The sequence below is a fragment of the Qipengyuania huizhouensis genome (assembly GCF_019711635.1).
Lineage (GTDB): Bacteria > Pseudomonadota > Alphaproteobacteria > Sphingomonadales > Sphingomonadaceae > Qipengyuania > Qipengyuania huizhouensis.
Map to the genome: position 1 here is coordinate 402,168 of NZ_JAIGNT010000001.1, position 17,225 is coordinate 419,392.

General features: G+C 61.3%; 15 protein-coding genes and 1 tRNA gene. 9 read left to right on the top strand and 7 right to left on the bottom strand.

Annotated features, from left to right (window positions below):
- Positions 1-87: 87 nt before the first annotated feature.
- The 3 genes from K3180_RS01870 to K3180_RS01880 are packed head-to-tail and all read left to right on the top strand — an operon-like array spanning position 88 to position 2,284.
- On the top strand, positions 88-300 hold the full coding sequence (locus tag K3180_RS01870; RefSeq protein ID WP_221537944.1) for a DUF3489 domain-containing protein: 213 nt from the start codon (positions 88-90) through the stop codon (positions 298-300).
- Entirely contained in the window at positions 297-701 is a 405-nt protein-coding gene (locus K3180_RS01875; RefSeq protein WP_221537945.1) for a DUF2924 domain-containing protein, read from the top strand. The genes K3180_RS01870 and K3180_RS01875 overlap by 4 nt, the downstream gene beginning before the upstream one ends.
- The gene (locus tag K3180_RS01880; protein WP_221537946.1) at positions 701-2,284 is read left to right on the top strand and encodes a recombinase family protein; all 1,584 of its coding nucleotides are present in this window, start codon (positions 701-703) and stop codon (positions 2,282-2,284) included. Before K3180_RS01875 ends, K3180_RS01880 begins: the two co-directional genes overlap by 1 nt.
- Before the next feature lie 394 nt (positions 2,285-2,678).
- On the opposite strand, the gene K3180_RS01885 is transcribed toward K3180_RS01880, so the two are convergent.
- Positions 2,679-2,769: transfer RNA gene (locus K3180_RS01885), tRNA-Ser, on the bottom strand.
- Between the two features lie 260 nt (positions 2,770-3,029).
- Here K3180_RS01885 and K3180_RS01890 point away from each other — a divergent pair.
- Complete coding sequence (locus K3180_RS01890; RefSeq protein WP_221537947.1) at positions 3,030-4,118, top strand: peptidylprolyl isomerase; 1,089 nt, start codon at positions 3,030-3,032, stop codon at positions 4,116-4,118.
- Positions 4,119-4,145: 27 nt separating this feature from the next.
- Here K3180_RS01890 and K3180_RS01895 read toward each other — a convergent pair whose 3' ends face one another.
- From K3180_RS01895 to K3180_RS01905, 3 genes are read right to left on the bottom strand one after another with little or no spacing between them, the layout of a single operon-like run.
- Positions 4,146-4,511 (bottom strand): VOC family protein, encoded by a 366-nt coding sequence (locus K3180_RS01895; protein ID WP_221537948.1) that lies wholly within the window; start codon positions 4,509-4,511, stop codon positions 4,146-4,148.
- The gene (locus K3180_RS01900; RefSeq protein ID WP_221537949.1) at positions 4,508-6,601 is read right to left on the bottom strand and encodes a RelA/SpoT family protein; all 2,094 of its coding nucleotides are present in this window, start codon (positions 6,599-6,601) and stop codon (positions 4,508-4,510) included. The genes K3180_RS01895 and K3180_RS01900 overlap by 4 nt, the downstream gene beginning before the upstream one ends.
- 58 nt (positions 6,602-6,659) lie before the next feature.
- Positions 6,660-8,624, bottom strand: coding sequence for a M1 family metallopeptidase (locus tag K3180_RS01905; RefSeq protein WP_221537950.1), 1,965 nt, complete (start codon positions 8,622-8,624; stop codon positions 6,660-6,662).
- 180 nt (positions 8,625-8,804) lie between these two features.
- Here K3180_RS01905 and K3180_RS01910 point away from each other — a divergent pair, with 180 nt between their 5' ends.
- The gene (locus K3180_RS01910; RefSeq protein ID WP_221537951.1) at positions 8,805-9,704 is read left to right on the top strand and encodes a glycoside hydrolase family 16 protein; all 900 of its coding nucleotides are present in this window, start codon (positions 8,805-8,807) and stop codon (positions 9,702-9,704) included.
- Positions 9,705-9,710: 6 nt separating this feature from the next.
- On the opposite strand, the gene K3180_RS01915 is transcribed toward K3180_RS01910, so the two are convergent.
- From K3180_RS01915 to hemF, 3 genes are read right to left on the bottom strand one after another with little or no spacing between them, the layout of a single operon-like run.
- Positions 9,711-10,379, bottom strand: a complete 669-nt coding sequence (locus tag K3180_RS01915) for a potassium channel family protein (RefSeq protein ID WP_221537952.1) — start codon at positions 10,377-10,379, stop codon at positions 9,711-9,713.
- The gene (locus K3180_RS01920; RefSeq protein ID WP_221537953.1) at positions 10,369-11,700 is read right to left on the bottom strand and encodes a TrkH family potassium uptake protein; all 1,332 of its coding nucleotides are present in this window, start codon (positions 11,698-11,700) and stop codon (positions 10,369-10,371) included. Before K3180_RS01920 ends, K3180_RS01915 begins: the two co-directional genes overlap by 11 nt.
- Positions 11,701-11,725: 25 nt before the next feature.
- Complete coding sequence (hemF, locus tag K3180_RS01925) at positions 11,726-12,583, bottom strand: oxygen-dependent coproporphyrinogen oxidase (protein WP_221537954.1); 858 nt, start codon at positions 12,581-12,583, stop codon at positions 11,726-11,728.
- A gap of 46 nt (positions 12,584-12,629) precedes the next feature.
- Between hemF and pdeM the strand changes: the two genes are divergently transcribed.
- The 4 genes from pdeM to K3180_RS01945 all read left to right on the top strand — a co-directional run bounded on the left by pdeM (position 12,630) and on the right by K3180_RS01945 (position 17,070).
- Positions 12,630-13,334: a ligase-associated DNA damage response endonuclease PdeM gene (pdeM, locus tag K3180_RS01930; protein WP_221537955.1), complete on the top strand. Its 705-nt coding sequence runs from the start codon at positions 12,630-12,632 to the stop codon at positions 13,332-13,334.
- Between the two features lie 136 nt (positions 13,335-13,470).
- On the top strand, positions 13,471-13,989 hold the full coding sequence (gene infC, locus K3180_RS01935) for a translation initiation factor IF-3 (protein WP_221537956.1): 519 nt from the start codon (positions 13,471-13,473) through the stop codon (positions 13,987-13,989).
- A 204-nt stretch (positions 13,990-14,193) separates the two neighbouring features.
- The gene (locus K3180_RS01940; protein WP_221537957.1) at positions 14,194-15,354 is read left to right on the top strand and encodes a DUF547 domain-containing protein; all 1,161 of its coding nucleotides are present in this window, start codon (positions 14,194-14,196) and stop codon (positions 15,352-15,354) included.
- Between the two features lie 309 nt (positions 15,355-15,663).
- On the top strand, positions 15,664-17,070 hold the full coding sequence (locus tag K3180_RS01945; protein WP_221538071.1) for an SLC13 family permease: 1,407 nt from the start codon (positions 15,664-15,666) through the stop codon (positions 17,068-17,070).
- The last annotated feature ends 155 nt before the right edge of the window (positions 17,071-17,225 follow it).

The following is a 17,225-nucleotide window of genomic DNA, read 5'->3' on the forward strand; positions in this document are numbered from 1 at the left end:
AGTCGAGCATTGGTGGTCCTGCGCCCGGCAAGCCGGGCTTCTCTGGGTAGCGGTGACATTCTGTCGCCGCACAACTGGAGAAGAACCATGACCACCAAGACCCCGACCAAGCTCGATCAGCTCGAGAAGATGCTCCTGCGCAAAAGCGGTGCCAGCATCGCCGAGATGATGAAAGCGACCGGCTGGCAGTCGCACTCGGTGCGCGGTGCAATGGCAGGCGCGATTAAGAAGCGCGGGCTGACGATTGCCTCGGAGAAGACCGACGGCGTGCGCCGCTACCGGGCTGGGAAGGCAGCATGAGCAGCGTTGTGGAGCACCTCGTGTCCGAGATCGAAGGGATGGGTCTCGAAGCGTTACGCAAAACCTGGAGGGAACGTTACGGCGTCCCTCCCCTCTTGCAGTCCACATTGATCATGCGCCAGCTTGTAAGCTGGCGCGTGCAGGCCGAGGTGATGGGCGGGCTTGACACTACGACGCGCCGGGCTCTTGCGCGCTCGGGGCCCATTGAAGCCGAAGGCAAGCACCTTGGTGTCGGTGCAAAACTGACCCGCAACTGGCAGGGCCGCGAAGTGACCGTGGTCGTCGAGGAAGAAGGCTTTCGCTGGGACGATCGTATCTTCCCAAGCCTGTCTGCCGCAGCAACCGCAATCGCGGGCTCGCGGTGGAACGGTCCGCGCTTCTTCGGCCTCAGAGACGGCTGATGGCTGAGAAGCTCAAGAAACTCCGCTGCGCGATTTATACGCGCAAGAGCTCGGAAGAGGGTCTCGACCAGGACTTCAACAGCCTCGATGCGCAGCGCGCCGCAAGCGAGGCCTATGTGCTGAGCCAGACCAGCGAAGGCTGGACGCTGCTACCCGAACATTACGATGACGGCGGGTTCTCGGGGGGCACGATGGAGCGACCGGGTCTGCAGGCGATGCTCGCAGACATCGCTGCTGGTAAAATCGACGTCGTGGTCGTCTACAAGATCGATCGCCTGACCCGCTCGCTCACCGACTTCTCGAAGATTGTCGAGGTGTTCGAAAAAGCCGATTGCAGCTTCGTCTCGGTGACCCAGTCGTTCAACACAACTAACTCGATGGGCCGCCTGATGCTCAACGTCCTCCTTTCCTTCGCGCAGTTCGAGCGCGAGGTAACCGGCGAGCGCATCCGCGACAAGATCGCCGCTTCCAAGAAGCGTGGCATGTGGATGGGCGGCATTCTGCCGCTCGGCTACGACCTGCCTAAGAAGGAGAGCCGCAAGCTGGAAGTCAACGATAGAGAAGCCGAACTCGTTCGGCATATCTTTGCGCGCTACCTCGAACTCGGCTCGGTCCATGCCCTGCAGCATGATCTCGAAGAGGAGGGACATCTCTCCAAGGTCCAAGTAACGAAGAAGGGCAAGACCACCGGAGGATTGCCGTTCAGTCGCGGTGCGCTGTTCCACCTCCTGCGCAACCGCATTTATCTCGGTCAGATTGTCCATAAAGGCGAAGTTCATGATGGCCAGCACGACGAGATCGTTGCGGCCGCACTGTTCGATCAGGTCCAGGAGCAGCTCACCGCCAATGCGCGGCGCAGTCGACAGCGCTCCAAGACACGGATCGCGAGGGCGCCTCTGACCGGCAAGCTGTTCGATGCGAGCGGAGAACCCATGTCGCCAACTTTCTCGCGCGGCAAATCGGGCAAGTCCTATCGGTACTATGTATCCGCCTCGCTGCAGCAAGGTTCGTCGGCAAGCGAAGACGGTCCGGTTCGAAGACTTCCCGCCCCAGCCATTGAGCGCATCGTTGGCGAGGCGACCTCGCGATGGATGGGTTCGAGCGATGCGAACTTCGAGAGGATCACGCAGATCCATCTTTCGACCGACGGCATCGTGATCGAGCTCACCGGGATCGATCCAGTGGCGGTTGCGTCGCGTATCTCGGAGGGCGAGAGGCTGGTTCATTCTGACAGGAAGAGCGGTGCTGTATTCGTCCCACTCGCTCTTCCGCTCCGCGGCGGAAAGCGCGCAGTGGCCATGGGCAGGAAGGATGATACGCATCCCGATCCGGTTCTGATCGCGGCCCTGCGCAACGCGCATGCAATGGTTGATTGGGATCGTGGCCTGCCCAGCATGCAGGCAAGTCCCGCCTCGCGCTATCACTGCAACATCGTCCGGCTCGCATTTCTATCGCCAGACATCCAAAGCGATATTCTTCAGGGCCGCCAACCCGCATCGCTGAACCTGCAAACGTTCAAGACGCTGGAAGTACCGCTCGCCTGGTCTCAGCAGCGGGCGGCGCTCGGATACCCAACATCGTGAGAACCTGTTCCGTCGATTAGGCCGCCTGATCGGGTCGAAATCGCCCCCTGATATGTCGATTTAATACCCTGTTATGGCGAATAACAGGGAAACGCCTCCCGGCCCCACCACAACCTGCTGAAACTACACGCTTTCTTTAAATCGGATGCGCGCGACAATCCGCCATTTGGCCTGATTCAGCGCCCAAATTGACGTTTTTCCCTGTTAATTGCCTGCTTAGCAGGGAAACCGCACCGATGGCGATACGCCCGGAGACGGCGCGCGAGGAAACTCCCTGATACGATGCCTGAGACGCGGCAAATGATGACGAAGGTTCAAAATAGGTAGCGCAAAACCGCCTGTTCCGCGGCGAAGCGGATATACCCTGAAAGCAGAGACTAGTGCTGGGGGTGGGTGGCGGAGCAGGAGGGATTCGAACCCTCGATACGGGGTTACCGTATACACACTTTCCAGGCGTGCGCCTTCGACCACTCGGCCACTGCTCCGCATTCCCGGAAGGCGCGCCTCTAGCGGGACTTGGCAGGGTGCGCAACAGCGACAAGGCGGGCACCGCGCAGGCGCAGGAATTTTATCGGCGGGCGGGAACCGGATCCTGCGTAGCGGCGTTTCGGATTTACACCCCCCAAGTTGCGGTGCTGCGCGGAATGGCATTCCCTGCGAACACCGTTACAGAGCCCCTTCCCGCCCACAAAAACGTGCGTGAAGGGGCTTTTCTTTTGCGCAGGCGGTGCCAAGCTCCTTCTCCATGAAAAAGCACCTGATCTCGCTGGCAGCAGCGCTCACCCTTGGCTCGCCTCTTGCCGCACAGGAAACCGTCGAAAGTCCGCCCAGTCCCAACGAGATCGTGGAGCAGGCAGGCGCTGAGGAGTGGGTCGCGATCCCCGCTGAAGACCTGCTGGTGATGACGCTTGCTCCTGATGCCGAGGGGAACGCGCGCAGGGTGGTAATCCAGTTGATGCCCGAACCCTTCAGCCAGGGATGGGTGGAGAACATCCGAACCCTCGCCCGCGCCGGATGGTATGACGATATCACCGTCAACCGTGTACAGGACAATTACGTCGTCCAGTGGGGCGATCCCAATTACGACAATCCTGAGGCTCAAGGTGAGGCCAAGCCGCTGCCTGAAGGGCTGAGGGTGATGGATGAGAGCGACTATGCTACTTTGCGGAAAACACCTGGAGGCAGCGAACTTAACCGGGCCGTGCGGGCATTCGCTCATCGATACGCAAAAGCAATTGCTTCCAATCCCGAAGCTACTAGGTTTGATCCGGTGCACAATCGCTATGAGATAGTCGGCCGATATCAGTCCGATAGCTATGCACAATTTACTGGTTTTCGCTGGGGTTGGCCCTTCGCAGGCGCACCGATCGGCTTCTGGCCCGTCCATTGCTACGGCATGGTCGGCGTCGGGCGCGGAATGTCACCAGATACGGGTTCGGGCGCCGAACTCTACACGGTGATCGGTCATGCCCCGCGCCATCTGGACCGTAATATCGCGCTGGTCGGGCGGATCGTGGAGGGGATGGAACACCTCTCCAGCCTCCCGCGCGGTTCGGGCGCGCTAGGCTTCTACACAGCGGAGGAGGCGGACAAGCGCACACCGATACTCTCGGTCCGCGTGGCCAGCGACCTGCCTGAAGCGGGAACGGCCTCTAGTAGCGAAGCGGTAGGCCGACAAACACGCCCGGAATTCGAATACCTCTCCACCGAGGGAGAGACCTTCGCTCGCTATGCCGAAGCCCGTGCCAACCGCCGCGATCCCTTCTTCATCGTGCCCGCGGGCGGCGCAGACATCTGCAACATTCCGGTGCCGGTCAGACGCGTTGAAAGGTGATAGTCCGAGCCTGAAACAGACCCGCGCCTAGAGCCTTTCCATCAGTTCGATACGGTTGCCGAAGGGATCGGCGATGTCGCCTCGGCGATAACCGTCGAGCGGCTTGCCCGGTTTGAAAGGAACCCCCGAAGCCTCCAGCTTGGCCGCCAGCGCACCGAGGTTTTCGACCAGCAACGCGGGATGCGCGCGGCGGGCGGGCAGGAAGGCGTCCTCGACCCCGTAGTGGATCGCGATGCCCTCGCCCTCGAACCAGCATCCGCCATTGACCGCGAGATGCGCGGGCTTCTCGACCTCCCGCAATCCCATCGCCCCGGTCCAGAACTTGCGCGCATGTGGTTCCCCGCCGTGCGGCATGGCGAACTGGACGTGGTGGATGCCGGTGATCAGGCTCACGCGCGCTCTGCCTGCGCCACTGCATCGCTGGCACGCAGCGCGCTGAGGATGCGGGTGAGGTGTGCAAGGTCCTGTACTTCCAGATCGACCTCGTAAGTCGTGAACGGGTGATCGAGTTGGGTCTGCTCCAGGCTTTTCACATTGGCCGCGTTCTGCGCGAAGATCCCCGCCATTTCGGCGAGCGTGCCCGGCCGGTCGTAAAGCGTAACACCAAGCCGGCCGACAGCGCCACGCGACCGTCGCCCCCAGCTCAAATCGAGCCAGTCATTGTCGATACCGGTGGCGAGCTGGTGGCAATCGATCGCGTGAACCTCCACCCCCTCACCCTTCTTGCGCAGCCCGACGATCCGGTCCCCCGGCACCGGGTGGCAGCATTCGGCCAGCTGGTAGCCGACGCCGGGTGTGAGTCCGCGGATCGATAGCGACTTGCCGCTGCGCAGCCACTCATCGTCTTCCTCGGCCATATCCTCGGTCGAGCCGGGAACGAGCGCTTCCATCACGGTGCGATCGGAAATCTTCGCCGCGCCGATGGCGTAGAAGAGATCTTCCGGCTCTTCCATTTCCAGCCGCTTGAGCGCCTCGCGCAGCGCCTTCTTGCCGATCTTGGCGGGCACGCGAGTGACGATCTCGTCGTAGAGTTTCTGCCCGATATCGGCGACCTCGGCGCGTTCCTTCTGCCGTACCGCACGGCGGATGGCGGCGCGGGCCTTGCCGGTGATGACGAAGCCTAGCCAGCTCATCTGTGGCTCGGCATTCTTGCCTTTCAGGATTTCGACCACGTCGCCATTGTTGAGCTGCGTGCGCAGCGGCATGTGCCGCCCGTTGATCTTCGCACCCACCGTCTGCGCGCCGAGATCGGTGTGCACCGCGAAGGCGAAATCGACCGCGGTCGCGCCCTTGGGCAGCTGGAACAGCGCGCCCTTTGGCGTAAAAGCGAAGATGCGATCCTGATAAATCGCCATGCGCGTATGCTCGAGCAGTTCCTCGGCATCGTGGCTGGCATCGACGATCTCGATCAGGTCGCGCAGCCAACCGACCGCGCCATCGGGCCGGTCGCCCTGCTTGTAAGCCCAGTGCGCGGCAAGGCCGAATTCATTGGTCTGGTGCATGTCCCGCGTGCGGATCTGCACTTCCACGCGCATCGACTTGCCATAAATCAGCGAGGTGTGAAGCGAGCGATAGCCATTGGTCTTGGGCGTCGAGATGTAGTCCTTGAACTTGCCCGGCAGGAATTGCCACGTCGTGTGCAGAACACCCAGCGCGCGGTAGCAATCGGCCACATCGTCGCAGATGACGCGAAAGGCCATGATGTCGGTTACCTGTTCGAAGCTGACGTGACGCTCAGCCATCTTGCGCCAGATCGAATAGGGATGCTTCTCGCGGCCAGAAACCTCCACATGCAGGCCCGTTTCAGCCAGCGCATGCTTCATGTCGAGAGCGATGGCATCGACCTGCCCGCCATCTTGTTCGCGGATCTGCTGCAGGCGCTTGGTGATGGTAGTGTAGGCTTCGGGCTCGATCTGCTCGAAGGCGAGCAGCTGCATCTCGCGCATATATTCATACATACCCACGCGCTCTGCCAGCGGGGCGTAGATATCCATCGTCTCGCGCGCGATCCGCTGGCGCTTTTCGGGCTTCTTGATGAAGTGGAGCGTGCGCATATTGTGCAGCCGGTCGCCCAGCTTCACCAGCAGCACACGTATATCCTCGCTCATGGCGAGCAGGAACTTGCGCAGGTTCTCCGCCGCACGCTCGTTCTCGGGCATCTGCTCGATCTTGGAGAGCTTGGTCACCCCGTCGACCAGCCGCGCGACTTCGGGGCCGAAATTGGCCTCGATATCCTCGATCGTGGCCAGCGTATCCTCGACCGTATCGTGCAACAGCGCGGTGGCGATCGTTTCCTGGTCGAGCTTCAGATCGGTCATCAGGCCGGCAACCTCGACCGGATGGCTGAAATACGGATCACCACTGGCGCGCGTCTGTGTGCCATGCTTCTGCACAGTATAGACATAGGCGCGGTTCAGCATCGCCTCGTCGGCGTCGGGGTCGTATTCGAGGACCCGCTCTACGAGTTCGTACTGGCGCAGCATCTGTTGTTTAAGATGGGGGCAAAGCGCCTCTTTTTGCAATGCAAAAGAGCGGGTGAGACTATTCGCTTCTTCCCATCACCCGATCGACCGCGCCGCGCGTCACCGCGTGGTATGTCGGGCGGGTTTCCGTGTAGATCCGCGTGGCGATGGGTCGGCCCCACTCACCCTCATTCCACAGTGTCGCGAAAAGTGGGCTTACGAACTTGGCGCGACCGACGCGGCCTAGGAATTCCTCGGTTTGCGGAACGGCGGGTTCATAGCGGTTGGCCAGTGCCAGTTCGAGCCAGAGAAACAGGATTTCGTTGTTCTGCGAATTCGAAAGCCCCAGCTTATCGTCGAGATTTTCAAGCTCCCGGGCGCTCAACTCTTTCGGAATGCGCTGGAGGAAGCGCTGCCTTTCGGCAGAGGTCCACTGTTCCCATTCCGACGGGGTTTCCAGTCGGTGCCCTTTGGCCCCGGGGCGTACCGATCCGGTCGAAGGATCGAGTCCCGCAGTAAGGATCATGCGGTAATCCCTCACCGCAGCATCGACTTCGGCAAAGGCCGCCGGATCGGGCCGCGCGACATTGGACGGGAGACCCGGTTCGAAGATCCACTCGCGCAGCATCAGCCGGTCGGCCTCTGCTTGGTTGCGGACTAGGTTCGCCATCATGTCGTCATAGAACAGCTCGCTGGTCGCTGGCTGGAATGCGTGGTTGTCGAACCACTGGCGCAGCCACGCATCGAACCGCTCGCGGCCCACGATGCTTTCCACCGTGCGCAGGAAGAAGTGGCCCTTGTCATAGGTGATCGCGCTGCCGATTTCGGCACCGGTGGATTCGTGGTGCAGCGCAGTGCCTGGCGCATCCATGCCGACTTCGGCCAGCACGTCCTCGATTCCCGCAAAGGCCAGCGCGGCTTCCTGCTCAGCGCGTTTCTCCCCATAAACCGCCTCGACGATGCGGTTTTCGAAATAAGAGGTCACGCCCTCGTTCAGCCAGCTGTCTTCCCACACTGCATTGGTGACGAGATTGCCCGACCAGCTATGCGCCAGCTCATGCGCGACGAGGCCGTTGTTCGACCGGTCACCCGCAATGAAGGTCGGTGTGAGGAAGGTCATAACCGGGTTCTCCATCCCGCCATAGGGGAATGCGGGTGGCAGTACGATCATGTCGTAGCGTCCCCAGCGGTATTCGCCATAAAGCTCTTCCGCCGCATCGATCATCTCTTCGGTATCGGCGACTTCGTTATAGGCGCGCTGCAGAACCGAAGGTTCGGCCCAGACACCGCTGCGCGGACCTATTGCCTGGAAATCGATATCGCCTGCCGCGATGGCGATGAGATAAGGCGGCACCGGCTTGTCCATCACGAAACGAAAAGCGCGGCGACCATTGCCCAGATCTTCCGGTTCGCCCTGTCGCACTCCGCTCATCACCACATCGAGCGGCTTGGGGGCGGTGACGCGTGCTTCCCACGTCTGCCGGATTCCGGGGCTGTCCTGCGTGGGTATCCATGTCCGGTTGAGGATCGCCTGACCCTGGCTGAAGAGATAGGGATATTCGCCGCCAGCGGTCTGTTCGGGGGTCAGCCATTGGAGGGCTGCCGCATCGGCGGGTGCCATGTACTGGATGCTGACATTGCGCGCGCCTTCCAGCTGGATCGTCAGGGGCGCGCCCTTGCCGCCTTCTTCAACTGACTCGCCGATCTCGTAGGAAAGCTCGCATCCCGAACCGTCGGTGATGCGCGAAATCTGCAGACCATTGCTATCAAGCACGAGTTCCTCCTCGCCCGGCTCGGCCAGCACCCGCAGGTTAGCCACACCGCCGACACGCTTCGCTTCGAAGTCCAAGGCGAGATCGAGTGCCACATGCGTCGCGCGCGCTTCCTGCGGCTGGGCATAGGTCATTGTGTCGACAGCATCGGACCCGGTGAGGATGGGAGAGACCATCGGATCGGCAACCGTTGCTGGACTGGAACCCGTCGGCGACGTGGCGCAGGCGGTTGTGGCAAGCAGCAGGGACAGGACGGTGATGGTGCGACGCATGGAATTCTCCCGGATTGTCTTCAGGCCGGAGGATGCCCCGGCACGGACTATACGCGGGCCGCCCTATCGACGATCCCGGCACCGTAATCCAGTGCTGGCGATGAAATCGTCCGCAGCCTCTGGCAATGTACGGGGAAATAAGGCATGGGAACGTTAACAATAAATGGCGGAGAGGCTGTTATGATCCGGATTTCCACCCTTGCCCTGTCATTCGCGCTGATGCTGGGCGCCACGGGCACATTGTACGCGCAGCAGGCAGATGCCGGCGCAGCATTGGCCGAAGCGGTCGCGCCTGAGCGTGAATTGCTGTTCGCCGACGAATTCAACGGCGGGGCGCTCGACCGTGACAAGTGGATCGTTATCGGTCCTGACTTCTGGGTGAACAACGAGCAGCAGGCTTATATAGACGATCCCTCGACCATCGCATTCCGCAGCGATGTGCACGGGGCGGATGGCGGCGCTCTGGTGTTGCGTCCCGTGTTCAAGCCCGGTGCCGACACCAAGGCCGAGCGGAATGCGCCGTTCGTTTCCGGCCGGATCGAAAGCCAGGGCAAGTTCGATTTCCAGCACGGCCGCGCCGAAGCGCGGATCAAATTGCCCGACAGCGTAGGCGTGTGGCCGGCTTTCTGGCTTCTGGGCAACGACCGCTGGCCGGACACGGGCGAAATCGACATCATGGAATATGTCGGCGAGAAGGACTGGATCGGCGTTGCGCTGCACGGCCCGGGCTATTCGGGCGAGACCCCGCTGGTGAACAAGTTTTTCTTCCCCAAAGGCGTAGATGTGACCCAGTGGCACACCTATGCAGTCGAATGGACCAACCGGCAGATCGACTTCCTGATCGACGGCCACGTCATCTACCGGGTGACCCGCCCCATGGTCGAGAACTACGGCGAATGGCGCTTCGACAACGAGAAGTACCTCATTCTCAACTTCGCCATGGGCGGTGCATACCCGTTCAAAACCAACCGCATCGAGGAACCCTATAACGGCGTTCCCCAGGAAACTGTCAATGCGGTGAAACGGGGTGAGGTGGAAATGCTGGTCGACTGGGTGCGCGTTTACGCACCGAAAAAGTAAAAGCCGTCAGCTCACTGAAATAGCGGAGAAGGCCTCGATCCGGTCGATCCGGCCCGACACCACCAGCTCGTCGTCGGGCATGATGATGGTGTCGGGCACGGCATGGATGAAATCTTCGCCGGCCCGCTTCACGCCGACCACGGTCACGTCGAATTTCTTGCGGCACTGGCTCGTCACCAGCGGCAGGCCGATGATCGGCTCGGGCGCTTTCAGGCGGGCGATCGCGAATTCGCCGTCGAAGCTGATAAAATCGAGCAGGCGTTCGTTGACCAGGTGTGCGACGCGTTCGCCCATTTTCTGTTCGGGAAAGACGACGTGATGTGCCCCGGTGCGCTCCAGAATACGGCCGTGTCGGTCGCTCGTCGCCTTGGCCCAGATATTTGGCAGACCGAGATCGACCAGCGCCAGTACCGCCAGCAGGCTCGCCTCCACATTGGAGCCGATAGCCACAATGGCAGTATCGAATTCAGCCGCTCCAAGTCGGCGCAGGGTTTCGATCTCGGTACAATCAGCTTCGACGATCTGGGTGAGCGCATCCTTGTGCTCGCGAACGATTTCAGCATCGGCATCTGCGCCGAGCACTTCGTGCCCCATACGTTCGAGAGTGGCAGCGACGGCGCTGCCGAAACGGCCAAGACCGATGACGAGGACGGGTTTGCGTGGGTCAACCGACAATCGGGTTCTCCTCGGGATAACGATATGGGCGATCGCTTCCGCCAAGGGCAAGCGCGGTCGCAGCGGTAATGGTTCCAACGCGGCCGATGAACATCAGCATCGCCAGCACGATCAGCGCCGACGGCGGCAATTGCGCGGTGATGCCGGTCGACAGGCCGACGGTGGCGAAGGCGGAGATCGTCTCGAACAATACGTCCTGCAAGGGCAGCCGCGTGATCGAGGTTATGAACATGGTCGCACACAAGACCATGAGCAATGCGAGCGAGGCAACGGTCAGAGCCTGCCGCTCCACCGCATGGCCGAAGCGGCGGCCGAACATGCCCGCATCGCGTCGCCGCAGGACTTCTGCCAGTACGATCGCGAGAAGCACCAGGAATGTCGTAATCTTGATGCCTCCAGCGGTGCCGGCGCTGCCGCCGCCGATGAACATAAGTACGTAATTCACCACCAGCGTTTCCTCGCGGAAAGCGCCGAGATCGAGGCTATTGAATCCGGCGGTGCGCGGCATGACCGAATGAAACCCTGCGTTGAGCAGCTTGGCTCCGGTCGCCATCGGCCCGAGCGTATCGGGATTGCTCCACTCCATGAGCATTATCGCCAGCCAGCCTAACAGCAGGAGCATCAGCGTGCCAGCCAGCGTCATCTTCGAATGCAGCGTCCATTGTCGCCAGTGCCGCCCGTGAACGCGCCAGTCTTCCATCACAGGAAAGCCGAGCGCCGAGACGATCACCGCCAGCGCTATCGGTACCAGGATGACACCATCGTCCTGGAAACCCATGACGCTGTCCGAGAAGGTCGAGAATCCGGCATTGTTGAAGGCACTGATCGCGTGGAAAAGTCCGTGCCATGCAGCCTCGCCCGCGTTCATACCCCAGTTGGTGGCAAAGCGGAGCGCGAGAATCACTGCCAGTATCAGTTCCACCGTAATTGTGATCCGCAGGATAAGCTTCAGAAGCGACGCTGTACCCGTAAGATTCAGGCGGCTACGCTCGACCTGGGTTGCCATCCGGTCACGCAGACCGAAGCCGCGTCCTGCCATGAGACCCAGCAAGGTTGCCGCCGTCATGATGCCCAGCCCGCCGATCTGAAACAGCGCCATGATCACAACCTGCCCGAAACCGGACCAATAGGTTCCGGTGTCGACCACTACGAGTCCGGTCACGGCGACTGCCGAAGTTGAAGTGAACAAGGCCGTGACAAACGGCACCGGCTCGCTCTCGGCGCTCGCGATGGGAAGCATAAGCAGGATGGTGCCAAGCGCAATCGCTGCCAGAAACAGCAGCGGGATCAATCGCACCGGATCGCGAAGGGCGTGAATCATGACGGCATAGCGCGCAACTGCGTGGTTAGCTCCACGTCGCTTCGGGGGGCAGGCTCATCAGGATGGCATCGATATTGCCGCCCGTCTTGAGCCCGAACAACGTCCCGCGGTCGTAGACGAGGTTGAATTCGGCATAGCGACCGCGCCATTCGAGCTGCTGGCGTTTCTCGGCATCGGTAAATTCACTGTCCATCCTGCGACGCACCAGTTTCGGGAATATGTCGAGGAAGGCTTCTCCCACCTCCTTCGTGAAGGCAAAATTCCGCTCGAAAGCGGCTTCGTCATCGCATTCGAGGTGATCGTAGAAAATCCCGCCTACTCCGCGATGCACACCGCGGTGGGGAATGTAGAAATAGTCGTCGGCCCATTTCCTGAACCGGTCGTAATAAGTCGGGTTATGCGCGGCGCAGGCGGCGCGGAACCGGGCGTGGAATTCCTCGGTGTCCTCCTCATAGGGAATCGGCGGATTGAGATCGGCCCCGCCCCCGAACCACGCAGACTGCGTTGTCAGGAAACGCGTGTTCATATGGACCGCGGGCACATGCGGATTGGCCATATGCGCGACGAGGCTGATCCCGGTAGCGGTGAAGCCGGGGTTTTCTGCACTGGCGCCATTTATCGAGGCGGCGAATTCGGGCGCGAAATTGCCGCGAACGGTCGAAACATTGACGCCGACCTTCTCGAATATCTTGCCCCTCATCAGGCCGCGCGTGCCGCCCCCGGGATCATCGTTACCCTCTTCCTCGCGGTCCCAGCCATCGTACTGGAACGAGGCATCGCTGCCCGCTTCGCGCTCGATGCTTTCGAACTCTGTGCAGATGCGTGTTCGCAGGGTTTCGAACCAGCCACGCGCCTGTTCTGTCTGATCGGCCCAATCGGTCATGCGAGAAGCCCTTGCCATTGTAGCGCGCAAGCGGCAATAGCGATGCATGGTTCCCCTTTCGTTCGCAGGAGAGGAATGGCTCCTCACCGAAGGTCGTGCGCTTTACTGGCCGCGAGAGCAGGCGCTGCTGGTGGCCGACCTGCACCTTGAGAAAGGGAGCTTTTTCGCCCGTCACGGGCAGATGGTCCCGCCCTACGACAGCCGCGAAACGCTGGAGCGCGTGGCACTCGCCATCCGCGAAACCGGCGCGCGCAGGGTCATTACCCTCGGCGACAATTTCCACGATTCGGAGGGGTCCGCACGGCTTGAACCGCATGCTGCGGGAATGCTCTCGGCGCTTACGAGGGCGGTCGACTGGGTATGGATCACCGGCAATCACGATCCAGACATGGACGTGCGTTGCGGCGGGACTCTGGCAGAGGAGCTGGAGATCGGCGGCACGATCCTGCGCCACCGCGCGCAGCGGGGCGAGACCCGGCCCGAACTTTCCGGGCACTATCACCCGCGCCTGCAACTCACCGTCCATCGCCGCCACATCCGCCGCCCCTGCGCAGTGGTGAGCACGAATGAAGACGCTGGCGGTAACCCTTCCGGGCGCATGATCCTGCCTGCTTTCGGTACTTACACCGGCGGGATGAATGCCGCCGATCCGGCTATTTTAGAGGCGCTCCAGCCGGCCGAGCGAATCGATGCAGTCGTGCCCGCAAAAGGCAGGTTGACCCGCTTCAACCTTTGGTCCCGCGCTGCGTGATGGCAACGGATGCGGAGAAATCAGCGCGCATGATTGCCTTCCCCTTTGCGAATCTGCGGAACAGCGCCTACATCTTCACATTCGATAGAGACGTAACCAAGGAGAATACCCCATAGCCCGTCCACCCCGGCGCAGCATGCAAATGCCCGTGAAAAGCGGCCCGCGCTACGATAACATGATCAATGTCCCCAAGGTCCGCGTGATCGATCACGAAGGCGAAAACCTGGGGGTGATGTACACCCGCGAAGCGACCGAGCAGGCCAACGAGCTTGGCCTCAACCTAGTCGAAGTATCCCCCAACGCGGACCCGCCGGTGTGCAAATTCCTCGATGTCGGCAAGTATCGCTTCGAAGCGCAGAAGAAAGCCAACCTGCAGCGCAAGACGCAGAAGACCCAGGATATCAAGGAAATCAAGATGCGCCCGAACATCGACGATCACGATTACGATGTGAAGATGCGCAACGTGCACAAGTTCATCGACAATGGCGACAAGGTGAAGTGCACCCTGCGCTTCCGCGGCCGTGAAATGGCGCACCAGCAGTTGGGCATGGACCTGCTCAACCGCGTGCGTGACGATATGGAAGAGACCGCCAAGGTCGAGAGCTTCCCGCGCCTCGAAGGCCGCCAGATGGTAATGGTGCTCGCGCCGAAGTAGGCAAGGCAGGTAATCAATGAGTTTGACGGGGCGGCACGCGAGTGTTCGCCCCGTTGGTGTTGTAGAATAGCAGATTTAAGGATTTATCCGTTGCTTGTATTCGACGGATAACACCATTCGCTCGGCAAAGTACATGGCATCGGTGTAATTATTCTTCTAAAATTCATCGTGATAGCCATTCTGAATTTTTGGACAGATAGAGCCATGATTTTCCGTTCGATCATCATAATCGGCGCATTTGCAAGCTTCGCCTGCGCCTTGCCCCTCCATGCACAACAGGGAGGCGCGAAGCCGGCGAGCAGTCCCACCACAGGCGATGCTATTGATCGTTTCGTACCCCGACCGTCGGGCAAAGAGACCAAGTTCGAATACTCGTTCTTCGATACGGCGCTAGAATACATGGTGTTGCGCATGTGGCCTTCGACGCGCGACGGGTCACGCAATCCCGATCCCATCATTGGATCACGGATGAATTGGGGCCACACCTCACGCTACAGGCTGGAGAGCAACCGAATTGTCTTTTCCATGCTCGAGGAAAAGGACATCACGCCCTTGACCGAATACCGGCAAGATCTGGAGCGGCTCGGGAGTGAAATCGATATTGCGTCGCTGCCGCGGAACGAGCAGCTCGCCTACTGGATGAATCTTCATAACGTCGCGGTCATCGAACAGATCGCGATCAACTACCCGGTCAAGTCCCCTTCGCTGCCCAAATTCGGCCCCGGACAAACTCCGCTCGACCACGCGAAGGTCCTGACCGTCGACGGAATCGCCCTCAGCCCGCACGACATCCGTACTCGGATCGTGTTTCCCAACTGGAACGATCCCGATGTCATCTATGGCTTCTTCCGAGGGGACATCGGAGGCCCTTCTATCCAGAGAAGAGCGTACACAGGGGAGAATTTGGCCGAGCTTCTAGGCAGCTCAGCGCGTGAATTCGTCAATTCGCTGCGCGGCCTTGAGAGCTTCGGCAAGAATATCAGCGTGTCGAAAATCTACGAGGAAGCAGCCCCCTTCTACTTCCCGCGTATGGATGAAGACCTGCGTGCACATCTTGCAGAACACGCCGCACCAGAAGTTTCGAGCCTCCTCGCGCAAGGCGGGGAGTTTGAAATAAATCGTTATGAAGACACGGTCGCCGATCTGGCCGGTGGGGAAAAGGAACCGAGTTACAGTTATGTCGAACTGGGAGGCATGCCACAGGATACGCGCATCAGCCCCTCGATTGCGCGCCTCCTTGGTGAGCGTCAGCAGAAGATCGAGCAGTTGCTCCGCGATGGCGAATTGCGCGGTCGTGTGATCGTCCTGTCGCCGGCAACGGGTGAAGAGATCTCGGCCGAGGAAACCGCGCCCGAAATCGACTAGCGACCATCCCAGAGGTTGCCAGGCCACGTGCTGTGAGTCGAGGCAGGAACACATATGCCGCGCTCCCGGTTTTCATTTTATTTGATTTTTCTCGGATCATCCTACTACACCAGCCGCGCGACGATTACGGCCGAAGACCCCGACGGACTCCACGTGCGGTACGAGGGGCAGATCATGCTACGGCGGATCAACGATGTACCCGGCGCCACCGAACAGCAACTGCGCTGGAATATCGACAGCGTAACGCTCGACTGGACGCACTGGCCCTCGCCTTCCCCGCTTGCTAGCAGCACGGCAGGGGAGAGAGGGATGACCGCCAAGCGTATCGGACTGGGCGTGGGCGCACTGGCGCTGCTGGCAAGCCTGTTAGTGCCGACGCCCGCCGGAATGAGCCGCGAGGCGATGATCGTTGCGGGCCTCGTCGTGCTGATGGCGGCCTGGTGGATGACCGAGGCGCTGCCGCTGACCGCCACTGCGCTGATGCCGTTCCTCGTCCTGCCCTTCGCCGGGGTGATGGATGCGCGGGAGACGGCCAGCGCCTATTATTCGCCCATCCTCTTCCTGATCCTTGGCGGGGCCTTCATCGCGCTCGCCATCGAGCGCACCGGGCTGCACAGGCGGCTTGCGCTCGCGCTGTTGAGGATGGCCGGCCACCGCGGGCAGGCGGGCGTGTTGCTGGCCTTCATGATGACGGCCGCAATCCTTTCCATGCTGATTTCCAACACCTCCACCGCGCTCATCATGATGCCGATGGCAATGGCGGTCCTAGCCAGCGGCGGGTCGCCTGAGGGAGACACCGAGGGGCTGGCGGGAGCACTTCCCATAGGCATCGCCTTTGCCGCCAGCATCGGCGGACTCGGCACGCTGGTCGGATCGCCGACCAACGCCATCGCTGTAGGTCTGCTCGACACGATGACCGGCACGCGCATCACCTTTGCGCAGTGGACGCTCTACGGCCTGCCGGTCGTGATTCTCGGCGTTCCGCTGGCGGCATTTCTGGTAGCGCGGGTCCAGAAGGTGGCGGCGCATCCCTTCGATACGGAGACAGCGCGCCGCGCAATCGACACGCATACGGCCTGGAGCAGCGCGGAAAAGCGGCTCGTCCCAGTGGTCGCAGTGACCTTTGCACTGTGGATGGGCCAGATGTGGATCGCGCCCTACCTGCCCGATGGCTCATTGACCGACGGGACAATCGCCGTCGCCATGGGATTGATGCTGTTCCTCCTGCCCGACGGGACGGGACGGCCGCTGCTCCTCTGGAAAGAGGCCGACCGCGCACCCTGGGGCGTGATCATGATGTTCGGCGGCGGTCTCGCGCTCGCGGCGGGCATGGGTGCAAGCGGGTTGGCCGACTGGCTGGGGCAGGCGCTTCTGCCGCTCGAAAGCTGGCCGCTGCTGCTCGTTGCGCTGGCAGTCGTGGCGATGGTGGTTCTCATCACCGAATTCGCCAGCAATGTCGCCACGGCCAGCGGGATCATTCCCGTTGTCGCCGCGCTGGTGGTAGCGCTCGGCGTTGATCCGATCCTGCTCGCCATGCCTGCCGCACTCGCCGCCAGCTGGGGCTTCATGCTGCCCGCCGGGACCGGGCCGAATGCCATCGCCTGGGCGACCGGGCGTATCCGTATCGAGCGCATGGTCAAGGCGGGTCTCCTGCTCGACCTGGCAGGCATCTTTATGATCGTCGGGGTGGTCTGGGGGATCGGCGCGCTGGTCTGAGCAGGCAGTTGATTCCCGTTCGCGTCCGCCATATTGGCAGGCCCATATCGGCTGCCGGTGGAGAGGCGTTCCTGCGGAGGTTAGGAACGGGCGCCCTGGCCAGTTCTCACGGCTCCCGCCTTCCTGGGAGCGATATGCAGGAAGGATGCTCTCAC

What these genes read in the sequence shown, in the direction of transcription:
- K3180_RS01890 (WP_221537947.1), top strand. Translation starts at nt 3,030, where the DNA reads ATGAAAAAGCACCTGATCTCGCTGGCAGCAGCGCTCACCCTTGGCTCG.
- hemF (WP_221537954.1), bottom strand. Translation starts at nt 12,583, where the DNA reads ATGACCGATTGGGCCGATCAGACAGAACAGGCGCGTGGCTGGTTCGAA.
- K3180_RS01940 (WP_221537957.1), top strand. Translation starts at nt 14,194, where the DNA reads ATGATTTTCCGTTCGATCATCATAATCGGCGCATTTGCAAGCTTCGCC.
- K3180_RS01880 (WP_221537946.1), top strand. Translation starts at nt 701, where the DNA reads ATGGCTGAGAAGCTCAAGAAACTCCGCTGCGCGATTTATACGCGCAAG.
- K3180_RS01910 (WP_221537951.1), top strand. Translation starts at nt 8,805, where the DNA reads ATGATCCGGATTTCCACCCTTGCCCTGTCATTCGCGCTGATGCTGGGC.
- infC (WP_221537956.1), top strand. Translation starts at nt 13,471, where the DNA reads ATGCAAATGCCCGTGAAAAGCGGCCCGCGCTACGATAACATGATCAAT.
- K3180_RS01920 (WP_221537953.1), bottom strand. Translation starts at nt 11,700, where the DNA reads ATGATTCACGCCCTTCGCGATCCGGTGCGATTGATCCCGCTGCTGTTT.
- K3180_RS01870 (WP_221537944.1), top strand. Translation starts at nt 88, where the DNA reads ATGACCACCAAGACCCCGACCAAGCTCGATCAGCTCGAGAAGATGCTC.
- K3180_RS01900 (WP_221537949.1), bottom strand. Translation starts at nt 6,601, where the DNA reads ATGCTGCGCCAGTACGAACTCGTAGAGCGGGTCCTCGAATACGACCCC.
- K3180_RS01875 (WP_221537945.1), top strand. Translation starts at nt 297, where the DNA reads ATGAGCAGCGTTGTGGAGCACCTCGTGTCCGAGATCGAAGGGATGGGT.
- pdeM (WP_221537955.1), top strand. Translation starts at nt 12,630, where the DNA reads ATGGTTCCCCTTTCGTTCGCAGGAGAGGAATGGCTCCTCACCGAAGGT.
- K3180_RS01905 (WP_221537950.1), bottom strand. Translation starts at nt 8,624, where the DNA reads ATGCGTCGCACCATCACCGTCCTGTCCCTGCTGCTTGCCACAACCGCC.
- K3180_RS01945 (WP_221538071.1), top strand. Translation starts at nt 15,664, where the DNA reads ATGACCGCCAAGCGTATCGGACTGGGCGTGGGCGCACTGGCGCTGCTG.